The sequence below is a fragment of the Pseudomonas sp. RA_35y_Pfl2_P32 genome, from assembly GCF_963970735.1.
Taxonomy (GTDB): Bacteria; Pseudomonadota; Gammaproteobacteria; order Pseudomonadales; family Pseudomonadaceae; genus Aquipseudomonas.
The window spans coordinates 154,449-176,583 of sequence record NZ_CAXAQF010000014.1 but is presented as its reverse complement, the minus strand read 5'-3'; the positions used below and the strand labels follow the sequence as shown (position 1 = coordinate 176,583).

The window sequence follows — 22,135 nt, the reverse complement described above, 5'->3', positions numbered from 1 at the left end:
ACACCGCCTACGTGTTCATCTCCCACAACCTGGCGGTGGTCCGTCATGTGGCCGACCACGTGATGGTGATGTACCTCGGCCGGCCGGTGGAAATGGGCCCCAAAGAGGACATCTACACCCGTCCCCTACACCCCTACACCCAAGCCCTGCTGTCGGCCACACCGACCATCCACCCGGACCCGGACAAGCCGAAAATCAAGATCGTCGGCGAACTGCCCAACCCGCTCAACCCACCGCCCGGCTGCGCCTTCCACAAACGCTGCCCGTACGCCACCGAGCGCTGCAGCAACGAAGAGCCGGCCCTGCGCCTGCTCGACAGCCGGCAGGTAGCGTGTCACTACGCCGAGCAATTCCTCGACGGCGCCACCTGACAAACTACTGCACAGGCACCTGTGGGAGCCTACTCGCGATGGCGCAGTGTCAGTCACAATCAATGTCGACTGATCCACCGCCATCGCGAGCAAGCTCGCTCCTACAGAGTAATTTCAACCCAACCAGAAAAAACAGGCCGGCCGGTAGGCCGCCTCGCCCGCCTTTACCACTCAGGCCGACTGTCAGGTCGCCGTGCTCTGGCTTTTGATCTTGATCCACCCGCCCCTTCGGCAGGCTGAGCGAAGGTCTCCATCAGGGGGAGGCGCGTAGCGCCGTGCGGCGAAGCCGCATGCATCGAGAGGAGGTGCAGCGAAGCAAACCGTAGGCGATGCCCCCTGATGGGCACCGTAGCGAAGGTACCCCGAGCCTTAGCGAGGGGCCGAACGCCGGGGCAAGACTTTTTGGGTACTTTTGTGTCGTTTGACAAAAGTGCCTCGCCGTAAGGGCGAAACCCTAAGCCGCCATCACCGCAGCAACGGATAGCCCCCCAAATCGCAGCCTTCAGCTCCCACAAAAGATTGGAGCAATGACGAGCTACGTCTGGCTATCACCCTCATCCGCATCATCGCTATCCGGCTCGTCGGTGGTTGAGTCATCGTCGCCCGCGCTACCTCCCTGGCCCTTGTCCCCAGGTTCCGATTCAGACTTGGCCAGCATCAAGGCGCTGCCTCCCACCTGATCGCTCGACACCTGCTCACCATGGCGAGTGCACTCGGCCCAGGCTGACGACATACCCACCGACAGCAACAGCAACACCTTAAGCAACAGCACACTGCGTTGAAAAATGCTCATAGCCGATTCCATCCTTTCAGAGAGAGCCTGGCGGCGGCGAACCCGGTCGCCGGGCCGTTGAATGCAATCTAGTGGTGATCCATCGGGTTCTCCAGATAGGACGCCGACTAAAGCCAGGAAATGCCCCTTCCCTCCAGATTGGTTTTGAATAACAGTTAGCGCCAATCCGGCTAAGCTCGCGCAGCCAATAAAAAACCCCGCAGCGTTCGCAACGGGGTTTTGGGTGTGACGGCTCAGCGCTTAGTGATGCTCACGGGTCGCGCGGAATTTCACGTCTGGCCAGCGCTCTTCCATCAGCGCCAGGTTGACCCGGGTCGGGGCCAGGTAGGTCAGGTGGCCACCGCCATCGACCGCGAGGTTTTCCACGGCCTTGACGCTGAACTCTTCAAGCTTCTTCTTATCGCTGCAATCGATCCAGCGCGCGGACCACACGGTGATCGGCTCGTAGGCGCACTCGACCTTGTATTCCTCTTTCAGGCGGCTGGCGACCACATCGAACTGCAGCACACCCACGGCGCCGAGGATGATGTCGTTGCTGCGCTCCGGGAAGAACACCTGGGTGGCGCCCTCTTCGGCCAGCTGCTGCAGGCCCTGGCGCAGTTGCTTGGATTTCAGCGGGTCCTTCAGGCGCACGCGGCGGAACAGTTCCGGGGCGAAGTGCGGAATACCGGTGAAACCCAGGGCTTCGCCTTCGGTGAAGGTGTCGCCGATCTGGATGGTGCCGTGGTTGTGCAGGCCGATGATGTCGCCGGCAAACGCTTCTTCCAGTTGCTCACGCTCGGAGGAGAAGAAGGTCAGCGCATCGCCAATCCGCACGTCCTTGCCGGTGCGCACGTGGCGCATCTTCATGCCTTTTTCGTACTTGCCGGAGCAGATCCGCATGAAGGCGATTCGGTCGCGGTGCTTGGGGTCCATGTTCGCCTGGATCTTGAACACGAAGCCGGTGAACTTCTCTTCCACCGGTTCCACGGTCCGCTCGTTGGCAACCCGTGCCAGCGGTTTTGGCGCCCAGTTGACCACGGCGTCGAGCACGTGATCGACACCGAAGTTACCCAGCGCCGTACCGAAGAACACCGGCGTCAGTTGACCGTCCAGGAACTCCTGCTGGTTGAATTCATGGCAAGCGCCCTGCACCAGCTCCAGCTGTTCGACGAAGCGCTCGTACTCGTCACCCAGGTGGGCACGGGCTTCGTCGGAGTCGAGCTTCTCGATGATCTTCACTTCGGTCCGCTCGTGGCCATGGCCCGCGGTGTAGACGATGATGTAGTCGTCGGCGAGGTGATACACGCCTTTGAAGTCGCGGTAGCAACCGATCGGCCAGGTGATCGGCGCGGCCTTGATTTTCAGGACGGCCTCGATTTCGTCGAGCAGTTCGATCGGGTCGCGGATGTCACGGTCGAGTTTGTTGATGAAGCTGACGATCGGCGTGTCACGCAGCCGGCAAACGTCCATCAGGGCGATGGTCCGCGGCTCTACGCCCTTACCGCCGTCGAGGACCATCAAGGCCGAGTCGACCGCCGTCAGGGTGCGGTAGGTATCTTCCGAGAAGTCTTCGTGGCCCGGGGTGTCGAGCAGGTTGATCATGTGATCGCGATACGGAAACTGCATGACCGACGTGGTAATCGAAATACCCCGCTGCTTTTCCATTTCCATCCAGTCGGAGGTGGCATGGCGGTCGGATTTGCGAGATTTCACCGTGCCGGCAATCGCAATCGCCTTGCCCATCAGCAAGAGCCTCTCGGTGATGGTGGTCTTACCCGCATCGGGGTGGGAAATAATGGCGAAAGTGCGGCGTTTCGCGACTTCGGCGGCCTGTTTGGTCATGGGAAATCGCCTGGCAGGTGATTCAAAAAAGGGCGGCGATTATAGCCCAAGTTGAACCCATAACCGAACCGTTGAGCACATTAAGGGTGGCCAAATGCTGCCTGAGATGGGAACCTTTTAAAGCGTAGAGACGTCCACTCCCCTGTTACGACCTTTCGTCAGGGGCTGAAATATCTGCAAGTCAGCCTGACGAGGCTGCGCTCATGGCTCGACCTCATGCCGTTTTGCCGGCATTGGCGAGCTGCTTTTCGCGAACACCTTCCCGGCAGCCAGGCATGGCGTTGCCACACGGGAAGTGTGCGCCGACTGAAATAAAGGAGTCCGCCTGTGGCTATTCGCTATGGCAAAGGGCTGATAGGAGGAGCGGTTGTCGTCGCCCTCCTGGCCCTGCTGATCCACTGGATCGGCATCAACACGATCGAACTGTACCGCGACGATTTGTTGTTTTACCTGCAAGCTCACCTGATCCTCGTCCTCGCTTCCATGCTGGCCGCCCTTGTCGTGGGCATCCCTGCCGGCATCCTGCTCAGCCGCCCGACCCTGGTCGGACGCGCCGAACGCTTCATGCAGATCTTCAACATCGGTAACACCGTCCCACCCCTGGCCGTACTGGCCATCGCCCTGGGGGTCCTCGGGATCGGCAGCGGCCCTGCCATCTTCGCCCTCTTCCTCGCCTCCCTCCTGCCCATCGTGCGCAACACCTACGAGGGCCTGAAAAACGTCCAGGGTTCACTCAAGGAAGCCGCCGTCGGCATTGGCATGACCCCGCGCCAGGTGCTCTGGCGGGTCGAATTGCCGAATGCCGTGCCGATCATCATCGGTGGCGTGCGCGTGGCCCTGGCGATCAACGTCGGTACCGCGCCCCTGGCGTTCCTGATCGGCGCCAACAGCCTGGGCAGCCTGATTTTCCCCGGCATTGCCCTGAACAACCAGCCGCAACTGATCCTCGGCGCGGCGTGCACCGCCCTGCTGGCCTTGCTGCTGGACGGTCTGGTGACACTGAGCAGCCGTCTCTGGCTGGAACGCGGGTTACCCCAGTCCTAATCCGGCTGAGCGAAGGAATCACGATGAAATTACCAAGCTTGTTACTGGGCTGCGTCCTGCTGTGCGCAGGATTTGCCCAGGCCGCCGAAAAACCCCTGATCCGCATCGGCGCCCGGGTCTTCACCGAGCAGACCCTGCTCGCCGAAATCACCGCCCAATACCTGCGTGCCAAGGGCTACAACGCCCAGGTCACCGGCGGCCTGGGCAGCAACCTGGCCCGCAGCGCCCAGGAAACCGGGCAACTGGACATGGTCTGGGAATACACCGGGGTCTCCCTGGTGTCCTACAACCACGTCACGGAAAAGCTCGACAGCCAGCAGTCCCTGGCCCGGGTCACTGAGCTGGATGCGAAGAAAGGCCTGACCTGGCTCTCGCCGTCGAAGTTCAGCAACACCTACGCCCTGGCGCTGCCGGAGAAAATTGCCGCGCGGTTCCCCGAGGTCAACAGCATCAGCGAGCTGAACACGGCGCTGCGCAATCAGGCCGAAGACAACCCGCTGGTGGCCCTGGACACCGAGTTTGCCAACCGTTCCGACGGCCTGGCCGGCATGGTCGAGCGCTACGACATGGACCTGACCCGGCGCAACATCCGCCAGATGGACGCCGGCCTGGTCTACACCGCGCTGCGCAATGGCCAGGTGTTCGCCGGCCTGGTGTACACCACCGACGGGCGCCTGAGCGCGTTCAAACTCAAGCTGCTCAAAGACGACAAGCATTACTTCCCCGACTACACCGCCGCCCCCGTGGTGCGCCAGGTGTACCTCGATGCCCATCCGCAACTGGCCGGCCAACTCAAGCCGCTGGCCGACCTGTTCGACGACGAGACCATGCGCCAGCTCAATGCCCGGGTCGACGTCAATCATGAAAGCCCGTCGGCCGTGGCCACAGACTTCCTGCGTCAGCACCCACAGCTTTCGAACAACTGAACCGGAGGAAAAGCCATGGATTTCTTGAACGCCTTTTCCCATCTGGACTGGCCGCTTGTCCTGCACCTGACCTGGCAACACATCACCCTGGTCGGGATCGCCGTGACCCTGGCGATTATCGTCGGCGTGCCCCTGGGTATTGTCATGACCCGTTTCCCGGCACTGGCCGGCCCATTGCAGGCCAGTGCCACGGTGCTGCTGACCGTGCCCTCGATTGCCCTGTTCGGCCTGCTGTTGCCGTTCTACTCGAAGTTCGGCCAGGGCCTGGGACCGATGCCGGCGATTACCGCGGTGTTCCTGTATTCGCTGCTGCCGATCATGCGTAACACCTACCTGGCGCTGACCGGCGTCGAGCCGGGTATTCGCGAAGCCGCCCGGGGCATCGGCATGACATTCGGCCAGCGCCTGCGCATGGTCGAACTGCCAATCGCGGTGCCGGTGATCCTGGCCGGTGTGCGCACCGCCGTGGTGATGAACATCGGGGTGATGACCATCGCCGCGACCATCGGCGCCGGCGGCCTGGGCGTACTCATTCTCGCCTCCATCAGCCGCAGCGACATGTCGATGCTGATTGTCGGCGCGGTCCTGGTCAGCGTGCTGGCCATCTTCGCCGACCTGCTTTTGCAATGGCTGCAACGCTCGCTGACTCCCAAAGGACTCCTGAAATGATCGAACTTCAAAACCTCAGCAAAACCTTCCGCAGCAACGGCAAAGACGTCAAAGCCGTGGACTCGGTAAGCCTGACCGTCAATGAAGGCGAAATCTGCGTGTTCCTCGGGCCATCGGGCTGCGGCAAAAGCACCACGCTGAAGATGATCAACCGCCTGATCAAACCCACCTCGGGCAAGATCCTGATCAACGGCGAAGACACCACTGACCTCGACGCCGTGACCCTGCGCCGCAACATCGGCTACGTGATCCAGCAGATCGGCCTGTTCCCCAACATGACCATCGAGGAAAACATCACCGTGGTCCCGCGCCTGCTCGGCTGGGACAAACAAAAATGCCACGACCGCGCCCGCGAGTTGATGAGCATGATCAAGCTCGAACCCAAGCAGTACCTGCACCGCTACCCGCGAGAACTGTCCGGTGGCCAGCAGCAGCGCATCGGTGTGATCCGTGCACTGGCCGCAGATGCTCCATTGCTGCTGATGGACGAACCCTTCGGCGCGGTCGACCCGATCAACCGCGAGATGATCCAGAACGAGTTTTTCGAGATGCAGCGGGCGCTGAACAAGACGGTGATCATGGTCAGCCATGACATCGACGAAGCCATCAAACTGGGAGACAAGATCGCCATCTTCCGCGCCGGCAAGCTGTTGCAGATCGACCACCCGGACACCCTGCTCGCCCACCCGGCGGACGACTTTGTCAGCAACTTCGTGGGCCAGGACAGCACCCTCAAGCGCCTGCTGCTGGTCAAGGCCGAAGACGCCGCGGACAACGCCCCGTCCGTGAGCCCGGAGACCCCGGTGGCCGATGCGCTGGAGCTGATGGACGAGCACGACCGTCGGTATGTGGTCGTCACCTGTGCCGAAAACAAGGCCCTGGGCTACGTACGTCGCCGCGACCTGCACCGCCAGGGCGGCTCATGTGGCCAGTACCTGCGCGAATTCAACGCCACAGCAGCCTACGATGAGCACCTGCGCATCCTGCTGTCGCGCATGTACGAGTTCAACCGCTCGTGGCTGCCGGTGCTGGATGCAGAGCGAGTGTTCCTCGGCGAGGTGACCCAGGAATCGATTGCCGAGTACCTGAGCTCCGGCAAGTCCCGTGGCGGCAAGACCAGTATCGTTTCGCCAGCTGAGACTGCGGTGGCCTGACAAAAAATAACTGTAGGAGCGAGCTTGCTCGCGATGCACTCGATGGCACCACGGGGTACCAGGCTCCATGCGTTATCGTTGACGTCCATCGCGAGCAAGCTCGCTCCTACAAGTATTCAAATCTCCCTCTTGGGGGAACATCACACTGTCATGCAGGTCGGTTACATCAGTCTCTGTCCGGGACCGCACGACGGAAGCGTGCAAAAACGCGACATTTTTTGTTGATCTCAAGCCCCTCACGCCCTAAAGTTCGCGCCGAACGTCCATGCTGGAAACGATCCATCCGGCTCAAGTACTGACGACGAGACAGCAAGGCCAAGGGACGCAGGTGATCCCATGGCCTTTTTGCTTTCGGCGACATGCCTTGGGAAGTAGGCGAACCAAAGTGGGGATACGGAGGACGTTCATTTGCACCCATTGTTAATTTCAGTTTGCCAGTAGGAGTTCCCAGCATGTCGATCAACGTCGAAGACTATTTCGCGCGCGCCACTTTTGACAAAATGAAGGCGTTCGCCGACAAACAAGAAACCCCGTTCGTGGTGATCGACACCGCGATGATCAGCCAGGCCTACGATGACCTGCGCGCCGGTTTCGAATTCGCCAAAGTCTATTACGCGGTCAAGGCCAACCCGGCCGTCGAGATCATCGACCTGCTCAAGTCCAAAGGTTCGAGCTTTGACATCGCGTCGATCTACGAGCTGGACAAGGTGATGGACCGTGGCGTCAGCGCCGACCGCATCAGCTACGGCAACACCATCAAGAAATCCAAGGACATCCGCTACTTCTACGAGAAGGGTGTGCGCCTGTTCTCCACGGACTCCGAAGCCGACCTGCGCAACATCGCCAAGGCCGCACCGGGTTCTAAAGTCTATGTGCGTATCCTCACCGAAGGCTCGACCACCGCTGACTGGCCGCTGTCGCGCAAATTCGGCTGCCAGACCGACATGGCCATGGACCTGCTGATCCTGGCTCGTGACCTGGGCCTGGTGCCGTACGGTATTTCGTTCCACGTCGGTTCGCAGCAACGCGACATCAGCGTCTGGGACGCAGCGATCGCCAAGGTCAAAGTGATCTTCGAGCGCCTGAAGGAAGAAGACGGTATCGAGCTCAAGCTGATCAACATGGGCGGTGGCTTCCCGGCCAACTACATCACCCGCACCAACAGCCTGGAAACCTACGCCGAAGAAATCATCCGCTTCCTCAAGGAAGACTTCGGCGATGACCTGCCGGAAATCATCCTCGAGCCAGGCCGTTCGTTGATCGCCAACGCCGGCATCCTGGTCAGCGAAGTCGTACTGGTGGCGCGTAAGTCCCGTACCGCTGTTGAGCGTTGGGTGTACACGGACGTGGGCAAGTTCTCCGGCCTGATCGAAACCATGGACGAAGCCATCAAGTTCCCGATCTGGACCGAGAAGAAAGGCGAGATGGAAGAAGTGGTGATCGCCGGCCCAACCTGCGACAGCGCCGACATCATGTACGAAAACTACAAGTACGGCCTGCCGCTGAACCTGGCCATCGGTGACCGCCTGTACTGGCTGTCTACCGGCGCCTACACCACCAGCTACAGCGCCGTCGAGTTCAATGGCTTCCCACCGTTGAAGTCGTTCTACGTTTAACGGCCGGCAGTAATCCGTAGGCGCATGGCTTGCCCGCGATGGCGTTCTCAGGAATGCCCTTGCGGGCAAGCCTTGCGCCTACAGGATCGGGGTCAGTTCGGCGGCTCTGCGCTGGAAATCGCTGGCCAACGCCTTGATCCGTGGATCAGCCGCACCCGCCAGGGCCTGGCTCGCCACGCCGAGGAACTTCAGGTTGCCCCCCGCCAGTGCCTTGTGCAGCCAACCCAGCGCCTCCTCGACCTGCCCCTGGTCCGCCAGCACCGCGGCATAACTGAACTGCCCGCGAAAATCCCCGCCCTCGGCTGAACGCCGATACCACTCCAGCGCACCCGCCGGGTCCGCCGGGCAATAGCGCCCGTCTTCCAGATAACGTCCCAGCAGGTTCATCGATTTTGCGTGGCCCATCTCGGCAGCGCGGCGATAACAGGCCAAGGCCTGCACCGGGTCCGCCACCACCCCACGTCCGGTGGCAAGCAGGTTGGCGTAGTTGTACAACCCCCAATCCAGCCCGGCCTCCGCGGCCTGGCGATAATGCCGGGCGGCGGCCGTGGCGTTGGCGCTGGTACCCCAACCGTGCTCATGGCAACGGCCGAGCATGTTGCGCGCCATCAGGTGTCCACCCCGGGCGGCGATCTCGAACCAGCGCACGGCCAGTGCCGGGTCCTTGGCGATGCCCTGCCCTTCCAGCAGGATCTGCCCCAGCAGCGCCTGGCCGTCGGTGATCCCGGCCTTGGCCGCCAGCACAATTGCCTGGGCCGCACGGGCCGGGCTTTCGCCGAGCATGGCGCGCAGTTGCTCGCCGCTCAGGACTTCTTCACGGCGCAAACGAAAGTCCACGGCTCAGACCTCGACCCAGCGACGCAGCAGGTTGTGGTAGGTGCCGGTCAGGCGGATCAAGGACGGGTGATCGGGCATGTCCAGGGTCAACTGCTGGATCGCCTCGTCCATCTCGAACAGCAAGGCACGCTGGCTGTCCTCGCGCACCAGGCTCTGGGTCCAGAAGAACGACGCGTAGCGCGTGCCGCGAGTGACCGCGTTGACTTTGTGCAGGCTGGTGCCCGGGTACAACACCAGGTCGCCCGCCGGTAACTTCACGCGCTGGGTGCCGAAGGTGTCCTGGATTTCCAGTTCGCCACCGTCGTATTCGTCCGGGTCGCTGAAGAACAGGGTCGACGACAGGTCGGTGCGCACGCGCTCGACACTGCCCTTGGGCTGGCGCACGGCGTTGTCGATATGAAAGTCGAAACTGCCACCGGCGGTGTAGCAGTTGAGCAAGGGCGGGAAAACCTTGTGCGGCAGCGCGGCAGACATAAAGCGCGGGTGCTTCCACAGCCGCTCGAGCAGGGCTGCACCAATTTCCTGGGCCAGTGGATGACCTTCGGGCAATTGCAGGTTGTGCTTGGCCTTGGCCGACTGGAACCCGGCGGTGATCTTGCCATCGGCCCAATCGGCCTGCTGCAGCGCCTCGCGGATGCGCTGCACCTCTTCACGGGAGAACAAGCCGGGAATATGCAGCAGCATGGGGGCGACACCTGAAAGTCAAAGGATCGCAATGGTATTGATTCTTATTGACTATGTAAAACCGGCGTGACGAACGAGAACGTAAAAACCGTAAGGGTAAATTGTAAAGAATGTAAATTCAGTGCAAATGGCAATATTTCGCAATTGATACAAATACGTGTTTACCCTATATTTCGCGACCTCAAATCCTTGGGGAGGGGAATTCACCATGTCACGCCAGCCACAACAATCACCGGTCAGCTCACCACGTTTGCTCGCGTCTGCAATTGGCGTGGCGATCACCGCCAGCTCCGCCGGCCACATGGTTTTCGCCGCAGAAAAGACTGACGCGAAAACCTCCGGCAATGCGATTGCACTGGACGCTACCAGCGTGACCGGTGAACAAGATGACACCTCTTACAAGACCGACACTTCGGCCTCCAAGAAATACACAGCGCCCCTGCGCGAGACGCCAAAAAGCGTCACAGTGATTCCACAACAAGTGATTCGCGATACCGCTGCCACCAGCCTTGTGGATGCACTGCGCACCACGCCCGGTATCACTTTTGGCGCAGGCGAAGGCGGTAACCCCGCCGGTGACCGCCCGATCATTCGTGGCTTCAACGCCGAGAGCGACGTGTTCGTCGACGGCATGCGCGACCCGGCTTCCCAGAGCCGCGAAATTTTCAACGTTGAATCGATCGAGGTCAGCAAGGGGCCGGGGTCAGCCTTCACTGGTGCCGGCTCTACCGGTGGCAGCCTGAACCTGGTGAGCAAGACCGCCAAACTGGGCAATTCCTACAATGGTGGTTTCACGTGGGGTTCGGACCAGACCAAGCGCACCACCCTCGATCTGAACCAGCAAATGACGGACAGTTCGGCGTTCCGCCTGAACCTGATGAAGCATGAAGCGAACGTCGCCGGCCGTGGTGCGGTGGACGTGAGCCGCTGGGGTGTAGCGCCATCCTTCGCCTTTGGCCTGGGCACTGATACACGGTTGACCGTCGGCTACTACCACGTCGAAACCGACGATATGCCCGACTACGGCATTCCGTTGGTCTCGAGCCCCAACCGCAGCAAGTACAACGTCGATAAACCTGTGCATGTCGATCGCGATAACTTCTACGGCCTCACCGGTCGTGACTACCGCCAGACCAGCAACGACAGCGGCACCATCAAGATCGAGCACGATCTGAATGACGACCTGACCGTGTCGAACAGTTTCCGCATGTCGCGCTCGACCCTGGACTACATCGTTACCAACCCTGACGACAGCAAGGGCAACGTGGTCAACGGCAGCGTGTACCGTGGCACCAAGAGCCGTAACTCGACGTCCAGTGGCTGGATCAACCAAACCGACCTGAGCGCCAAATTCAATACCGGCAGCATTGAGCACAGCCTGGTTACCGGCCTTGAGTTTTCCTATCAAGACACCCACAACCGCCCTTACGCTCTGACCTCGAGCGCCAGCGGCACTAAATGTAACCCTGCCCTGTTCAACTCTGGCGACTGCACCAGCCTGTACAAGCCAACGCCTGGGGATACCTGGATCGGCACGATCACCGACAGCGCCGCCTTTACCGATACGGACACCAAAACCGCAGCGGCCTATGTGTTCGATACGTTGAAATTCAACGAGCAATGGTCCCTGAACCTGGGCTTGCGTTACGACAACTACCAGACAGAATCCAGTGGCTACGCCAACGCTGGCCGTAGCACACCTGCCGGCGCCTTCTCTCGCGAGAACACCAGCGACCTGTTGAACTACCAGATCGGCGTGGTCTACAACCCGCTGCCAAATGGAAGCATCTACGCCGCCTACTCCACGTCCAGCAACCCGGCTGGCGAAACCAGCGGCAATGGCGGCCTGGAACTCACTGCAGCCAACAGCGACCTGGATCCGGAAAAGAACCGCAACTATGAAATCGGCACCAAATGGGACTTCTTTGGTGACGACCTGTCGTTGACTGCCGCACTGTTCCGTACTGAGAAAACCAATGCGCGCATTGACGATCCGGATGGCGCCACCACTCAAGTGCTGGACGGTGAGCAACGAGTCAATGGTGTGGAGTTGGGCTACAGCGGCAACCTGACTCGTAATTGGAAAGTATTCGGCGGATACACCTACATGGAAAGCGAAGTGGTCAAAACCACCCTCGCCGCCGATGAAGGTAACCACATGCCGAGCACTCCACGGAACAACTTCACCCTGTGGTCGACTTATGATCTGGTGCCTGACAAGTTGACCGTTGGTGCTGGCGCCACCTTTGTTGATTCGCAGTTCGGCAACGTCGCTAATTCGGTGGAGATCCCGTCCTACTGGCGCTATGACGCAATGGCCAGCTATCGCCTGACCAAGAACATCGACCTGCAACTCAATGTTCAGAACCTGACTGACAAGCGCTATTTCGACCAGGTCTTCCAGACGCACTACGCCCATGTGGCGGCGGGTCGGACCGCCCTGCTGAACGCCAACGTCCACTTCTAAACAAAGCGTGCAGCCCAAGGCCCCGTTCATCCCGATGAGCGGGGCTTTTGTGCGTAAAGCACCTGGCTTACCGATCACACACGGCATAATGCGCGCCGTGAAAATACATCTTTAAACGAACAAGGCGGTCGACGTGTTGAAGAAAACCCTGTTCCAGCTGCACTGGTTCTTCGGCATCAGCGCGGGGCTGGTCCTGGCTGTAATGGGCTTTACCGGGGCGACGGTGTCGTTTCAGGACGAGATCCTGCGCGCGCTCAACCCCCAGGTGCTGCAGGTGGAAAAACTTCCCGCCGGGGTGTTGCCGCCCGCGGACCTGGTGGCCAGGGCCGAAGCCACCGAGGGCAAAAAGGTCTCGATGCTTTGGGTCGACATCGACAGCGCTTATGCCGCCCGCCTGTCCTTCACGCCACCGCCGGGCGAACGACGCGGGCAGATGCGCTACGTCAATCCCTACACCGGCGAGTTCATGGGCGATGTGGTGGGCCAGGACTTTTTTGGCCTGATGCTGCAACTGCACCGCTTTCTGGCCATGGGCGACGTCGGCCGACAAATCACCGGTGCCTGCACCCTGATCCTGGTGTTCTTCTGCCTGTCCGGCCTGTACCTGCGCTGGCCACGCCAGTGGCGCAGCTGGCGCGCCTGGCTGACCCTGGACTGGCGCAAAAAAGGCCGTGCCTTCAACTGGGACCTGCACTCGGTGGCCGGCACCTGGTGCCTGCTGGCGTACCTGCTGGCCGCGCTGACCGGGCTGACCTGGTCCTATGAGTGGTACAACAAGGGCGTGACCCAACTGCTCTCCGACGGGCCGCAACAGGAACGTGTACGCCCCAAGCGCGGTGCGCCGCCACCGGCCGGCCCGGCGCTGGTGGTCGACTACAACGCGGTCTGGAGCAGCATCTACAGCGTGGCCGGCCCGGACCTGAGCGCCTACAACGTGCGCCTGCCACCGGTGGCCGGCCAACAAGCCACGGTGTTCTACCTGCTCAAGACCTCGCCCCATGACCGCGCGCTGAACCAGATCAGCCTCGACCCGGCCACCGGGGTCATCAAGCACCATGACCGCTACAGCGACAAGAGCCTCAAGGCACAATTGCTGACCAGCATCTACGCGCTGCACGTCGGCAGTTACTTCGGGCTCGCCGGGCGCATCGTGCTGATGGTCACGTCCCTGCTGATGCCGCTGTTCTTCATCACCGGCTGGCTGCTGTACCTCGATCGGCGGCGCAAGAAACGCCAGGTCCAGCAGGCGCGCAATGACCTCGCGCCAGCCACCGGCGATGCCCCGGCCTGGCTGATCGGGTTTGCCAGCCAGAGCGGCTTTGCCGAGCAACTGGCCTGGCAGACCGCCAGCCAACTGCAGGCGGCCGGCTTGCCGGTCAAGGTCCAGCCGTTGGCCGCCGTCAGCGAACAGGACTTGCGCGACTCGCGCCATGCGCTGTTCGTGGTCAGTACCTTTGGCGACGGTGAAGCGCCGGACAGTGCCCGCGGTTTCGAGCGCAAGGTACTGGGGCGGGCAGCGAGCCTGTCCAGCCTCCACTACGCGGTGCTGGGCCTGGGCGACCGGCAATACCAGCACTTCTGTGGCTTCGCCCGGCGCTTGCATGGCTGGCTGGCCGAGCACGGCGGCACCACCCTGTTTGCCCCGGTCGAGGTCGATAGCGCCGACCCCTACGCCTTGAGTCATTGGCAGCAACAGCTAGGCCAACTGACCGGACAGGCCCCGGTCACCACCTGGCAAGCCCCCAGCTATAACCATTGGACCTTGAGCAAACGTGAGCTGTTGAACCCTGACAGCAGCGGTGGCGAAGTGTATTTGCTCGGCCTGACCGCACCCGACACCAGCAGTTGGCTGGCCGGCGACCTGGTGGAAGTGCTGCCCCGCAACTGCCCGTGGGCGGTCGAACACTTCCTTGAAGGGCTGGGTATCCCGGGCGAAACGGCGGTGCAACTCGATGGCCTGCTGGAGCCCCTCGAACAGGCCTTGGCCAGCCGTCAGTTGCCGGACAATCGCGCCCACCTGGTGGGCTTGCATGCCCAGGCCCTGGTGGACGCCTTGGTGCCCCTGGCGATGCGTGAGTATTCCATTGCCTCGATTGCCGCCGACGGCGTACTGGAATTGATCGTGCGCCAGGAACGTCACGCCGACGGCAGCCTGGGCATCGGCTCGGGCTGGCTGACCGAACACGCGCCCGTCGGCTCGGCGATCAGCCTGCGGGTGCGGCGCAACAGCGGCTTCCATCTGCCGGCCTCCCCGGTACCGATGATCCTGCTGGGCAACGGCACCGGCCTGGCCGGCCTGCGCAGCTTGCTCAAGGCACGCATCGCCGACGGCCAGACCCGCAACTGGCTGCTCTTTGGCGAGCGCAATCGCGCCCATGACTACCTGTGCCGCGACGAGCTGGAAAGCGCGTTGATCGAGGGTGATCTGGAACGCCTGGACCTGGCCTTCTCACGGGACCAGGCCGAGAAAATCTACGTCCAGGATCGCCTGCGCGAACACGCCAGCGTGCTCAAGCAATGGCTGGCCGACGGCGCCGTGATCTACATCTGCGGCAGCCTGCAAGGGATGGCGTTGGGGGTGGACCAGGTGCTCAACGAGGAGCTGGGCGCCGAGGTGGTGCAGCGGTTGATCGAGCAAGGGCGTTATCGCCGCGACGTCTATTGAGGACATCGCCAGTTCCTGTTGTAGCCGCGAGCCTGCTCGCGAGGGCTTCAAGCACACTGCGTTGATCCAGGCAGCGTGCGTTGTTGACGTCTATCGCGAGCTCGTAGCAGCTGCCGAGCCCGCGAGGCTGCGTTCGGCTGCGAAGCAGACGCCAAGCCCGCCCGCCGACCCGGCGAGGACTGCGTCCTCGAACGCAGCCTCGCGGGCTCGGCAGCTGCTACGGATCTGGAGCATCAGGCTTTGGCCGGCTCCAGCGCCAGTTCGGTGGTTTCCGGACGCTTGAGCAGCGCATAGACCACCGCGGTCAATAGGCTGCCAGCAACAATCGCCAGCAAGTACAACAGCGCATGATTGATCGCGTTGGGGATCAGCATCACGAACAGCCCGCCGTGGGGCGCCATCAGTTTGCAGCCGAAGTACATCGACAGCGCACCGGTCAAGGCGCCCCCGGCGATGCTGGCCGGGATCACCCGCAGCGGGTCCTTGGCGGCGAACGGGATCGCCCCTTCGGAGATGAAGCACAGCCCCAGCACCAGCGCCGCTTTACCCGCCTCGCGCTCGGGTTGCGCGAACTTGCGCCGGGCGATGAAGGTGGCAATACCCAGGCCGATCGGCGGCACCATGCCGGCGGCCATGGTGGCGGCCATCGGTGCATAACTCTGCGAGGCCAGCAGCCCCACCGAGAACGCATAAGCCGCCTTGTTGATCGGCCCGCCGAGGTCAACGCACATCATCCCGCCCAGCAGCACCCCCAGTAGGATCGCGTTGGTAGTGCCCATGCTATCGAGGAAGTGGGTGAGGCCGGTGAGCATCCCGGCCACGGGTTTGCCCACCACGTAGATCATCACCAGCCCGGTGAACAGGCTCGCCAGCAGCGGAATGATCAGGATCGGTTTCAACGCTTCCAGGCTTTGCGGCAAGCGTGCATATCGATTGATTGCCTGCGCGGCATAGCCTGCGATGAAACCGGCAATGATCCCGCCGATGAAACCGGCACCCAGGGTGCTCGCCAGCAAGCCGCCAATCATCCCCGGCGCCAGGCCCGGGCGGTCGGCAATCGAGTAGGCGATGTAACCCGCCAACAGCGGCACCATCAACTTGAAGGCGGTTTCGCCGCCGATCTGCATCAAGGCCGCCGCCAGGCTGCCCTGCTCCTTGAACGCCTCGATGCCGAACACGAAAGACAAGGCGATCATCAGGCCGCCTGCCACCACCATCGGCAGCATGAAGGACACACCGGTCAACAGGTGTTTGTAGACGCCGCTCTTCTCAGACTTGACCGGCCCACCCGCAGCCGCGGCACTTTCGAGCTTACCTTCGGCCAGCGCTTTGTTCAGGGTCGCTTCGGCTTGCTTGAGGGCGATGCCGGTACCACAGCGGTAGATTTTCTTGCCGGCAAAACGCTCGGTCGGCACTTCAATATCCGCCGCCAGGAGCACCACGTCGGCCTCACTGATCGCCTGGGCGCTCAACGGATTGCGCGCGCCCACCGAGCCCTGGGTTTCCACTTGCAGCTCGTAGCCCAGGCGTTTGGCCGCCTGTTGCAGGGCCTCGGCCGCCATGAAGGTGTGGGCCACACCCGTCGGGCAGGCAGTGACCGCCACCAGGCGCGGCGCGGACGGACTGGCGCTGACCGGCCCGGCAATGGCCAGCGGCGCGCTGTAGACCTGCGCCTCTTCGGCGCCCCGGCGCAGCACCGCATCGACATCCTGCAGGGCCTGGGAGGGCGTGCTCTGGAACAGGCGTTTACCGACGAACCGCGTCAGGTCCACCGCACCGGTGCTGACCAGCAACACCCATTCGGCATCATCGATGACCGCCGCCGACAGCTGACGCTCCGGATGCGCCTCATCGTGCACTTCGACACTGGTGCTCCAGCCCTGGCGCTGCGCTGCAGCGTCCAGCAGCCGGGCGCACAGCACACTGGTGACCATGCCATTGGGGCAGGCAGTAACAATGGCTAACTTCATGACCAACCCTCTTATTGTTCTGTCAGGAGGCGAACACGCACCGCCTGTTCGAGCTGCGCCAACTGCGCCGTGTCGTGGATGCCAAAACCGATCTGGGTCACCGCCTGCGCGGCAATCGCGGTGGCGGTACGCAGCGTCTGCTCCGGGGTGTCGGCACTGAGCAGGCCGTGCAGCATGCCCGCGAGCAAAGAATCGCCGGCCCCCACCGTGCTGGCCACGCTGACCCTGGGCGGCGTGGCATGCATCGCCGAGCCGACACTGAACCAGTTGACCCCGTCGGCGCCGTGGGAAATCACCACGTGCTCGATGCCTTGTGCATGCAAGCGACTCGCCGCCTCGGCCTGGGCCGTCAGCGACAGCACGTCGCAATCGAGCACCTCGGCCAGTTCTTCGGTGTTGGGCTTGATCAACCAGGGACTCGCCGCCAGCCCTGCGCGCAGGGCTTCACCACTGGTGTCCAGGGCGACCTTCAGGCCCTTGTCCTTCAAGCGTCGCAACAACGCCTGCAACCACTGGGCGCTGACGCCTCGGGGCAGGCTGCCGGCGACGACCACCGCAGCATGCCCGGGGGCGATTTGCTCCAGGCGATCGAGCAGGGCCTGCTGCGCCGCCGCACTGATCTGCGGGCCAGGCCCATTGAGGTCGGTGATGCGCCCGTCGTCTTCGGCCAGTTTGATGTTGCTGCGGGTTTCCCCCGGGACGCGGACAAAGGCATCGACAAACCCCCGATGGGCGAACAACGCCTCGAACGCCTGTAGGTTGTCCTCGCCAAGGAATCCGCTGACGGTCACTTGATGCCCCAGGTCGGCCAGCACCTGCGCCACGTTCACCCCTTTACCGGCAGCATGGGTGTGCATGGCGGTGCTGCGATTGACCTGACCGGGCGCCAACAGCGGCAACTGCACCGTGAGGTCCAGGGCCGGATTGAGGGTCAGGGTTAAAATACGTGCCATTACAGCGCCTCCACTAATTGGCGCACATCCTGTGCGCTGCCCACGGCCAATGCCTGTTGGGCCAATTGTTGTACCTGCGCCAGGCTCAGTTCACGCACCCGCGCCTTGACCTCGGCGATGCTGCGTGCGCCAACGCTCAACTCGTCCACTCCCAGCCCCACCAGCACCGGCACCGCCAGCGGGTCCGCCGCCAGCTCGCCGCACACGCCCACCCATTTGCCATGGGCATGGGCCGCGCGCACGGTGATGTCGATCAATTGCAGGACCGCCGGGTGCAGGCCATCGGCCTGGGCCGACAAGGTCGGGTGACCGCGGTCGATGGCCAGGGTGTATTGGGTGAGGTCGTTGGTGCCGACGCTGAAGAAGTCGACTTCCCGGGCCAGGACCGGCGCCAGCAAGGCAGCCGACGGGACCTCGATCATGATTCCCAGTTGCAGGTCGGCCACCGGGATTTCCAGGCGCAGGCGCTCGGTCATGTCCCGCGCCTGCCGCCACTCGTCGACGCTGCCGACCATGGGGAACATGATCCGCAGCGGGCGGTTGTCGGCGGCGCGCAACAAGGCGCGCAGTTGCCCTTCCATGATCTGCGGACGCTGCAGGGTCAGGCGAATGCCGCGCACACCGAGGAAAGGGTTTTCTTCCTTGGCGATCGGCCAGTAAGGCAACGGCTTGTCACCGCCCACATCGAGGGTGCGCACCACCAGCGGGCGTCCGCCCAGGCCATCGAGCACCCGCCGGTATTCGGCTTCCTGGGTGGCTTCATCCGGGGCTTGGGGATGGGCCATGAAAATCAGTTCGGTGCGCAGCAAGCCGATGCCTTCGGCGCCCTGCTCCACTGCGCTCGCCACCCCGGCGCTTTCGCCAATGTTGGCAAACACTTCAACGGCATGCCCATCGCGGGTCAGGGCCGGTTGGTGGCGTTGTTCGGCGGCAGCCTTGAGGCGTTGCTCACGGGTGTCGCGTTCCTGGCTGGCGCGTTGCAAGGTCGCGGCATCGGCGTCGACATGCAAGCGCCCGCGCTGGCCATCGAGCAGCAGCGGTGTGCCGGGGGCCAACAGCAACACGGCCGCGCCGGCGCCGACCAGCGCCGGGATCCCCAGCGCACGGGCGACGATGGCGCTGTGGGCGGTGGCGCCACCGCGGGCGGTGAGGATGCCGGCTACGCGGGCCGGGTCCAGGCGTGCCACATCCGAGGGGCCGACTTCATCCATCACCAGGATGTAAGGTTGCTCCGGCTCGCTGGGGGTCGGGATGCCACACAGTTGCGCCAGTACCCGGCGGCCGATGTCACGCAAGTCCGCGGCCCGCTCGGCAAGCAAGGCATCCTGCAACGACTCCTGCTGGCGGGCTGCGGCCTCGATCACGGCCATCCAGGCCGCTTCGGCGCTTTCGCCCTGTTTCAGGCGCGTATCGACTTCGTCCGACAGTTCCGGGTCGTCGAGCATTTCCTGGTGGGTGATGAAAATCTCGCGAATGGCCTTGGCCTTGCTGCGCTGGATCAAGCCTTCGATGTCGCGGCGCACTTCGGCCAGCGCGGCGTGCAGACGCTCGCGTTCAATCGCCGTGGACTCACCGCGCAAGGGGTAATCGATGATTTGCTGGACCTGGATGTGGGCAGGCCCGATAGCAATCCCCGGGGCTGCGGCAATCGCCTGGATCAGGCTGCCGGAAGCCGGCGCGACCAGCACCGTGGCGATGTCGGCGATGACGGGCGGCTGTGCGCTGATGGCAGGCAAGGGTTCGACTTCTTCACCCAGGCCCTCTTCGATCGCCGCCAGCAAGGCCGGCAGTGCGTCGCTGGCAATGCTCGGCTCGGCGATCAGCTCCAGCACCTGGCCACGGCGGGCGCCCAGGCTGAGCAACTTGCTCAGGCTTTTCACGGAGACGGCACTGTCCTGGCCGTCGACGATGCGCACGCGAATCTCGCCGTCAAAACTTTTCGCCAGTTGCGCCAGGATCTTCGCCGGGCGGGCATGCAGGCCGTGGGCGTTGGCCAGGGCGATCCGGGCGCTCGGCCAATCGGCCGGCAGCTCGCCGCCCAGCACTTCCAGCACCGCGCGCCGGCTGGTGGCGCGGCCCAGTTCGTGGCCGCGCCCTTCAATCAGCAAGGCACACAGGCGTTCCAGCAAGGCCTGGTGGGCCTCCCCGAGGCTGGCCAGGCAGAACAGTCCGCTCAGCGGCTGGCCAAGGTAACGAATCGGCTTGTCCGGGGTGACGAATGCCAGGCCCGGACGCTTGACCGTCTGCTCGCTGTGCAACCACCACAGCCCGTCGCCCAGCGGCAACGCCTCGACCTGTTGCAAGACCGCCGAGAAGCCGTTGCTCACACAGTCGGCCTGGCGCAACAAGCGTGCGCCGCGCCAGACCAGTTCTTCAAAATCGTCGGCGGACACGCCCAGGCCGATCATTTGCGCATCCAGCGCCAGCTCCTGCGGCGCCCCCTGCAGCAGTTTGAGCAAGGCTTCGGCCGTGCTGGCACGGCGCAGGGCCTGGCCCAGATCGGTTTCACCGAGGGCGCGGGTGAGCAATTGCAGCAGGCGCAGATGCTCGTCGGATTTGGCCGCGATACCGATCGCCAGGTACACGATTTGCCCGTCGCCCCAGTCCACGCCATCGGGGAACTGCAACAGGCGCACGCCGGTGGTGTGCACCAGTTCGCGGGTATCCGGGGTGCCGTGGGGGATGGCAATACCTTGACCAAGAAAGGTCGAGCCCTGGGCTTCCCGCGCCTGCAACCCGCTGAGGTAACCCTCGGCCACCAGGCCATCGGCGACCAGTTTGTCGGCCAGCAGGTGCAAAGCAGCGCCTTTATCCGCAGCGCTTTGGGCCATGGATATCTGCTCTATGGTGAGCTCGAGCATGCGTTCTCCTTTTTGGTGCCTTGGGGCACCAGGTATTGTTTTGAATGAATCAGCTTAGGCTTTTATCCGTGCACTTTTTCAGGGCATTGTTTGGCGGTTACGCGGCAGTCCGGACAAAAATTGCCAATAGTGCAGAAAATACGCCTGCTGAAACGTTTAATCTAGATTAAATGGCACGTTACTCGATAATCTCTCAGGCTTGAAGTCCAACCGGTCAGTTGCGTGCGACATTGGTCGGCTGCCTTATTCAGGTAGGATTGGCGAAAATGTCGGGGCATGCTCGAAAAAACAAGGAACTCCCGAGTTGAAACTCAGTGATATCGCCCAGCTCGCCGGTGTGTCCGTGACCACCGCCAGCTACGTCATCAATGGCAAGGCCGAACAGCAGCGCATCAGCAGTGCCACCGTCGAGCGCGTACGCGCGGTGGTCGAACAGCATGGCTTCACCCCCAATCCGCAGGCGGCCGGGTTGCGCAGTCGGCATACCCGGACCCTGGGTTTCATTCTGCCGGACCTGGAAAACCCCAGTTATGCCCGTATTGCCAAGCTCCTGGAGCAAGGGGCGCGTGCCCGTGGCTACCAGTTGTTGATTGCCAGCTCCGACGATGCGCCGGACAGCGAGCGCCAGTTGCTCCAGCTGTTTCGCGCGCGCCGCTGTGATGCGCTGTTTGTCGCCAGTTGCCTGCCGGCCAGCGACGACAGCTATCGCCAGTTGCAGGCCAAGGGATTACCGATCATTGCCATCGACCGAATCATGGAGCCAGAGCATTTCTGTTCAGTGATCAGTGATGATCGCGAAGCCAGCCTGCAGCTCACTCGCAGCCTGTTGACACCGGCGCCCCGGCAGATCGTGCTGATCGGCGCACGGCCCGAACTGAGCATCAGCCAGGAGCGTGCCGCCGGGTTCAAGCAAGCTCTGGTCGACTTCCAGGGCCAGGTGCTGATCGAGCACAGCGAGTCGTTCAGCCGCGACGGCGGTCGGCAGTTGATGGAGGAGTTGCTGCAACGCCTCGGGCATTTGCCGGATGCACTGGTGACCACTTCCTACGTCCTGCTGCAAGGTGTGTTTGATGCCCTGCATGACTTCCCGCTGAAAAACCGCCCACTGCGCCTGGGCACCTTTGGTGACACCCAGTTGCTGGATTTCCTGCCCCTGCCGGTCAATGCCATGGCGCAGCAGCATCAGTTGATTGCCGAAAAGGCCCTGCAACTGGCCCTCGCGGCCATCGAAGAGGCCCACTACCAGCCCGGCGTCCAGGCCATCGCACGGACCTTCAAGCAGCGCATTCACCAGGACTGAG

At 62.7% G+C, this 22,135-nt stretch carries 16 protein-coding genes; 9 read left to right on the top strand and 7 right to left on the bottom strand.

Annotated features, from left to right (window positions below; all coding sequences use genetic code 11):
• Positions 1-371, top strand: a 371-nt coding sequence (locus AACY45_RS16185) for an oligopeptide/dipeptide ABC transporter ATP-binding protein (RefSeq protein ID WP_339546398.1), incomplete at its 5' end; no start/stop codon positions are given.
• A 535-nt stretch (positions 372-906) separates the two neighbouring features.
• Here AACY45_RS16185 and AACY45_RS16180 read toward each other — a convergent pair.
• Both AACY45_RS16180 and AACY45_RS16175 read right to left on the bottom strand, forming a co-directional pair.
• A complete protein-coding gene (locus tag AACY45_RS16180) occupies positions 907-1,164 on the bottom strand; it encodes a hypothetical protein (protein ID WP_339546397.1) in 258 nt (85 codons plus the stop codon).
• 240 nt (positions 1,165-1,404) lie between these two features.
• Positions 1,405-2,988 carry a peptide chain release factor 3 gene (locus AACY45_RS16175; RefSeq protein WP_339546396.1) on the bottom strand — a complete coding sequence of 528 codons (1,584 nt, stop codon included), beginning with the start codon at positions 2,986-2,988 and terminating at the stop codon, positions 1,405-1,407.
• A 327-nt stretch (positions 2,989-3,315) separates the two neighbouring features.
• Here AACY45_RS16175 and AACY45_RS16170 point away from each other — a divergent pair, with 327 nt between their 5' ends.
• From AACY45_RS16170 to AACY45_RS16150, 5 genes are all read left to right on the top strand, one after another.
• The gene (locus AACY45_RS16170) at positions 3,316-4,032 is read left to right on the top strand and encodes an ABC transporter permease (RefSeq protein WP_339546395.1); all 717 of its coding nucleotides are present in this window, start codon (positions 3,316-3,318) and stop codon (positions 4,030-4,032) included.
• A 23-nt stretch (positions 4,033-4,055) separates the two neighbouring features.
• Positions 4,056-4,958 (top strand): glycine betaine ABC transporter substrate-binding protein, encoded by a 903-nt coding sequence (locus tag AACY45_RS16165; RefSeq protein WP_339546394.1) that lies wholly within the window; start codon positions 4,056-4,058, stop codon positions 4,956-4,958.
• A gap of 15 nt (positions 4,959-4,973) precedes the next feature.
• A complete protein-coding gene (locus AACY45_RS16160; protein ID WP_339546393.1) occupies positions 4,974-5,627 on the top strand; it encodes an ABC transporter permease in 654 nt (217 codons plus the stop codon).
• The gene (locus AACY45_RS16155) at positions 5,624-6,781 is read left to right on the top strand and encodes an osmoprotectant ABC transporter ATP-binding protein OsmV (protein ID WP_339546392.1); all 1,158 of its coding nucleotides are present in this window, start codon (positions 5,624-5,626) and stop codon (positions 6,779-6,781) included. Before AACY45_RS16160 ends, AACY45_RS16155 begins: the two co-directional genes overlap by 4 nt.
• Positions 6,782-7,233: 452 nt before the next feature.
• Complete coding sequence (locus tag AACY45_RS16150; RefSeq protein WP_095169439.1) at positions 7,234-8,397, top strand: type III PLP-dependent enzyme; 1,164 nt, start codon at positions 7,234-7,236, stop codon at positions 8,395-8,397.
• A 78-nt stretch (positions 8,398-8,475) separates the two neighbouring features.
• Here AACY45_RS16150 and AACY45_RS16145 read toward each other — a convergent pair whose 3' ends face one another.
• Both AACY45_RS16145 and AACY45_RS16140 read right to left on the bottom strand, forming a co-directional pair.
• Positions 8,476-9,234 carry a tetratricopeptide repeat protein gene (locus tag AACY45_RS16145; RefSeq protein WP_339546391.1) on the bottom strand — a complete coding sequence of 253 codons (759 nt, stop codon included), beginning with the start codon at positions 9,232-9,234 and terminating at the stop codon, positions 8,476-8,478.
• Between the two features lie 3 nt (positions 9,235-9,237).
• Positions 9,238-9,918 (bottom strand): Fe2+-dependent dioxygenase, encoded by a 681-nt coding sequence (locus tag AACY45_RS16140; protein ID WP_339546390.1) that lies wholly within the window; start codon positions 9,916-9,918, stop codon positions 9,238-9,240.
• Positions 9,919-10,126: 208 nt separating this feature from the next.
• Between AACY45_RS16140 and AACY45_RS16135 the strand changes: the two genes are divergently transcribed.
• Both AACY45_RS16135 and AACY45_RS16130 read left to right on the top strand, forming a co-directional pair.
• Positions 10,127-12,385 (top strand): TonB-dependent receptor, encoded by a 2,259-nt coding sequence (locus AACY45_RS16135; protein ID WP_339546389.1) that lies wholly within the window; start codon positions 10,127-10,129, stop codon positions 12,383-12,385.
• Between the two features lie 133 nt (positions 12,386-12,518).
• Positions 12,519-15,050, top strand: a complete 2,532-nt coding sequence (locus AACY45_RS16130) for a sulfite reductase flavoprotein subunit alpha (protein ID WP_339546388.1) — start codon at positions 12,519-12,521, stop codon at positions 15,048-15,050.
• Between the two features lie 233 nt (positions 15,051-15,283).
• Here the strand turns inward: AACY45_RS16130 and AACY45_RS16125 are convergent, their stop codons facing one another.
• From AACY45_RS16125 to ptsP, 3 genes are read right to left on the bottom strand one after another with little or no spacing between them, the layout of a single operon-like run.
• The gene (locus tag AACY45_RS16125) at positions 15,284-17,020 is read right to left on the bottom strand and encodes a PTS fructose-like transporter subunit IIB (protein WP_339546387.1); all 1,737 of its coding nucleotides are present in this window, start codon (positions 17,018-17,020) and stop codon (positions 15,284-15,286) included.
• An 11-nt stretch (positions 17,021-17,031) separates the two neighbouring features.
• Positions 17,032-17,973 carry a 1-phosphofructokinase gene (pfkB, locus tag AACY45_RS16120; RefSeq protein ID WP_339546386.1) on the bottom strand — a complete coding sequence of 314 codons (942 nt, stop codon included), beginning with the start codon at positions 17,971-17,973 and terminating at the stop codon, positions 17,032-17,034.
• Positions 17,973-20,834, bottom strand: a complete 2,862-nt coding sequence (gene ptsP, locus AACY45_RS16115) for a phosphoenolpyruvate--protein phosphotransferase (protein ID WP_339546385.1) — start codon at positions 20,832-20,834, stop codon at positions 17,973-17,975. Before ptsP ends, pfkB begins: the two co-directional genes overlap by 1 nt.
• A 304-nt stretch (positions 20,835-21,138) precedes the next feature.
• Here ptsP and cra point away from each other — a divergent pair, with 304 nt between their 5' ends.
• Positions 21,139-22,134, top strand: a complete 996-nt coding sequence (cra, locus tag AACY45_RS16110) for a catabolite repressor/activator (protein ID WP_339546384.1) — start codon at positions 21,139-21,141, stop codon at positions 22,132-22,134.
• Position 22,135 lies beyond the last annotated feature (1 nt).

Coding starts and splice junctions, on each gene's coding strand:
- AACY45_RS16150 (WP_095169439.1), top strand. CDS start 7,234: ATGTCGATCAACGTCGAAGACTATTTCGCGCGCGCCACTTTTGACAAA.
- ptsP (WP_339546385.1), bottom strand. CDS start 20,834: ATGCTCGAGCTCACCATAGAGCAGATATCCATGGCCCAAAGCGCTGCG.
- pfkB (WP_339546386.1), bottom strand. CDS start 17,973: ATGGCACGTATTTTAACCCTGACCCTCAATCCGGCCCTGGACCTCACG.
- AACY45_RS16135 (WP_339546389.1), top strand. CDS start 10,127: ATGTCACGCCAGCCACAACAATCACCGGTCAGCTCACCACGTTTGCTC.
- AACY45_RS16180 (WP_339546397.1), bottom strand. CDS start 1,164: ATGAGCATTTTTCAACGCAGTGTGCTGTTGCTTAAGGTGTTGCTGTTG.
- AACY45_RS16175 (WP_339546396.1), bottom strand. CDS start 2,988: ATGACCAAACAGGCCGCCGAAGTCGCGAAACGCCGCACTTTCGCCATT.
- AACY45_RS16165 (WP_339546394.1), top strand. CDS start 4,056: ATGAAATTACCAAGCTTGTTACTGGGCTGCGTCCTGCTGTGCGCAGGA.
- AACY45_RS16140 (WP_339546390.1), bottom strand. CDS start 9,918: ATGCTGCTGCATATTCCCGGCTTGTTCTCCCGTGAAGAGGTGCAGCGC.
- AACY45_RS16155 (WP_339546392.1), top strand. CDS start 5,624: ATGATCGAACTTCAAAACCTCAGCAAAACCTTCCGCAGCAACGGCAAA.
- AACY45_RS16160 (WP_339546393.1), top strand. CDS start 4,974: ATGGATTTCTTGAACGCCTTTTCCCATCTGGACTGGCCGCTTGTCCTG.
- AACY45_RS16125 (WP_339546387.1), bottom strand. CDS start 17,020: ATGAAGTTAGCCATTGTTACTGCCTGCCCCAATGGCATGGTCACCAGT.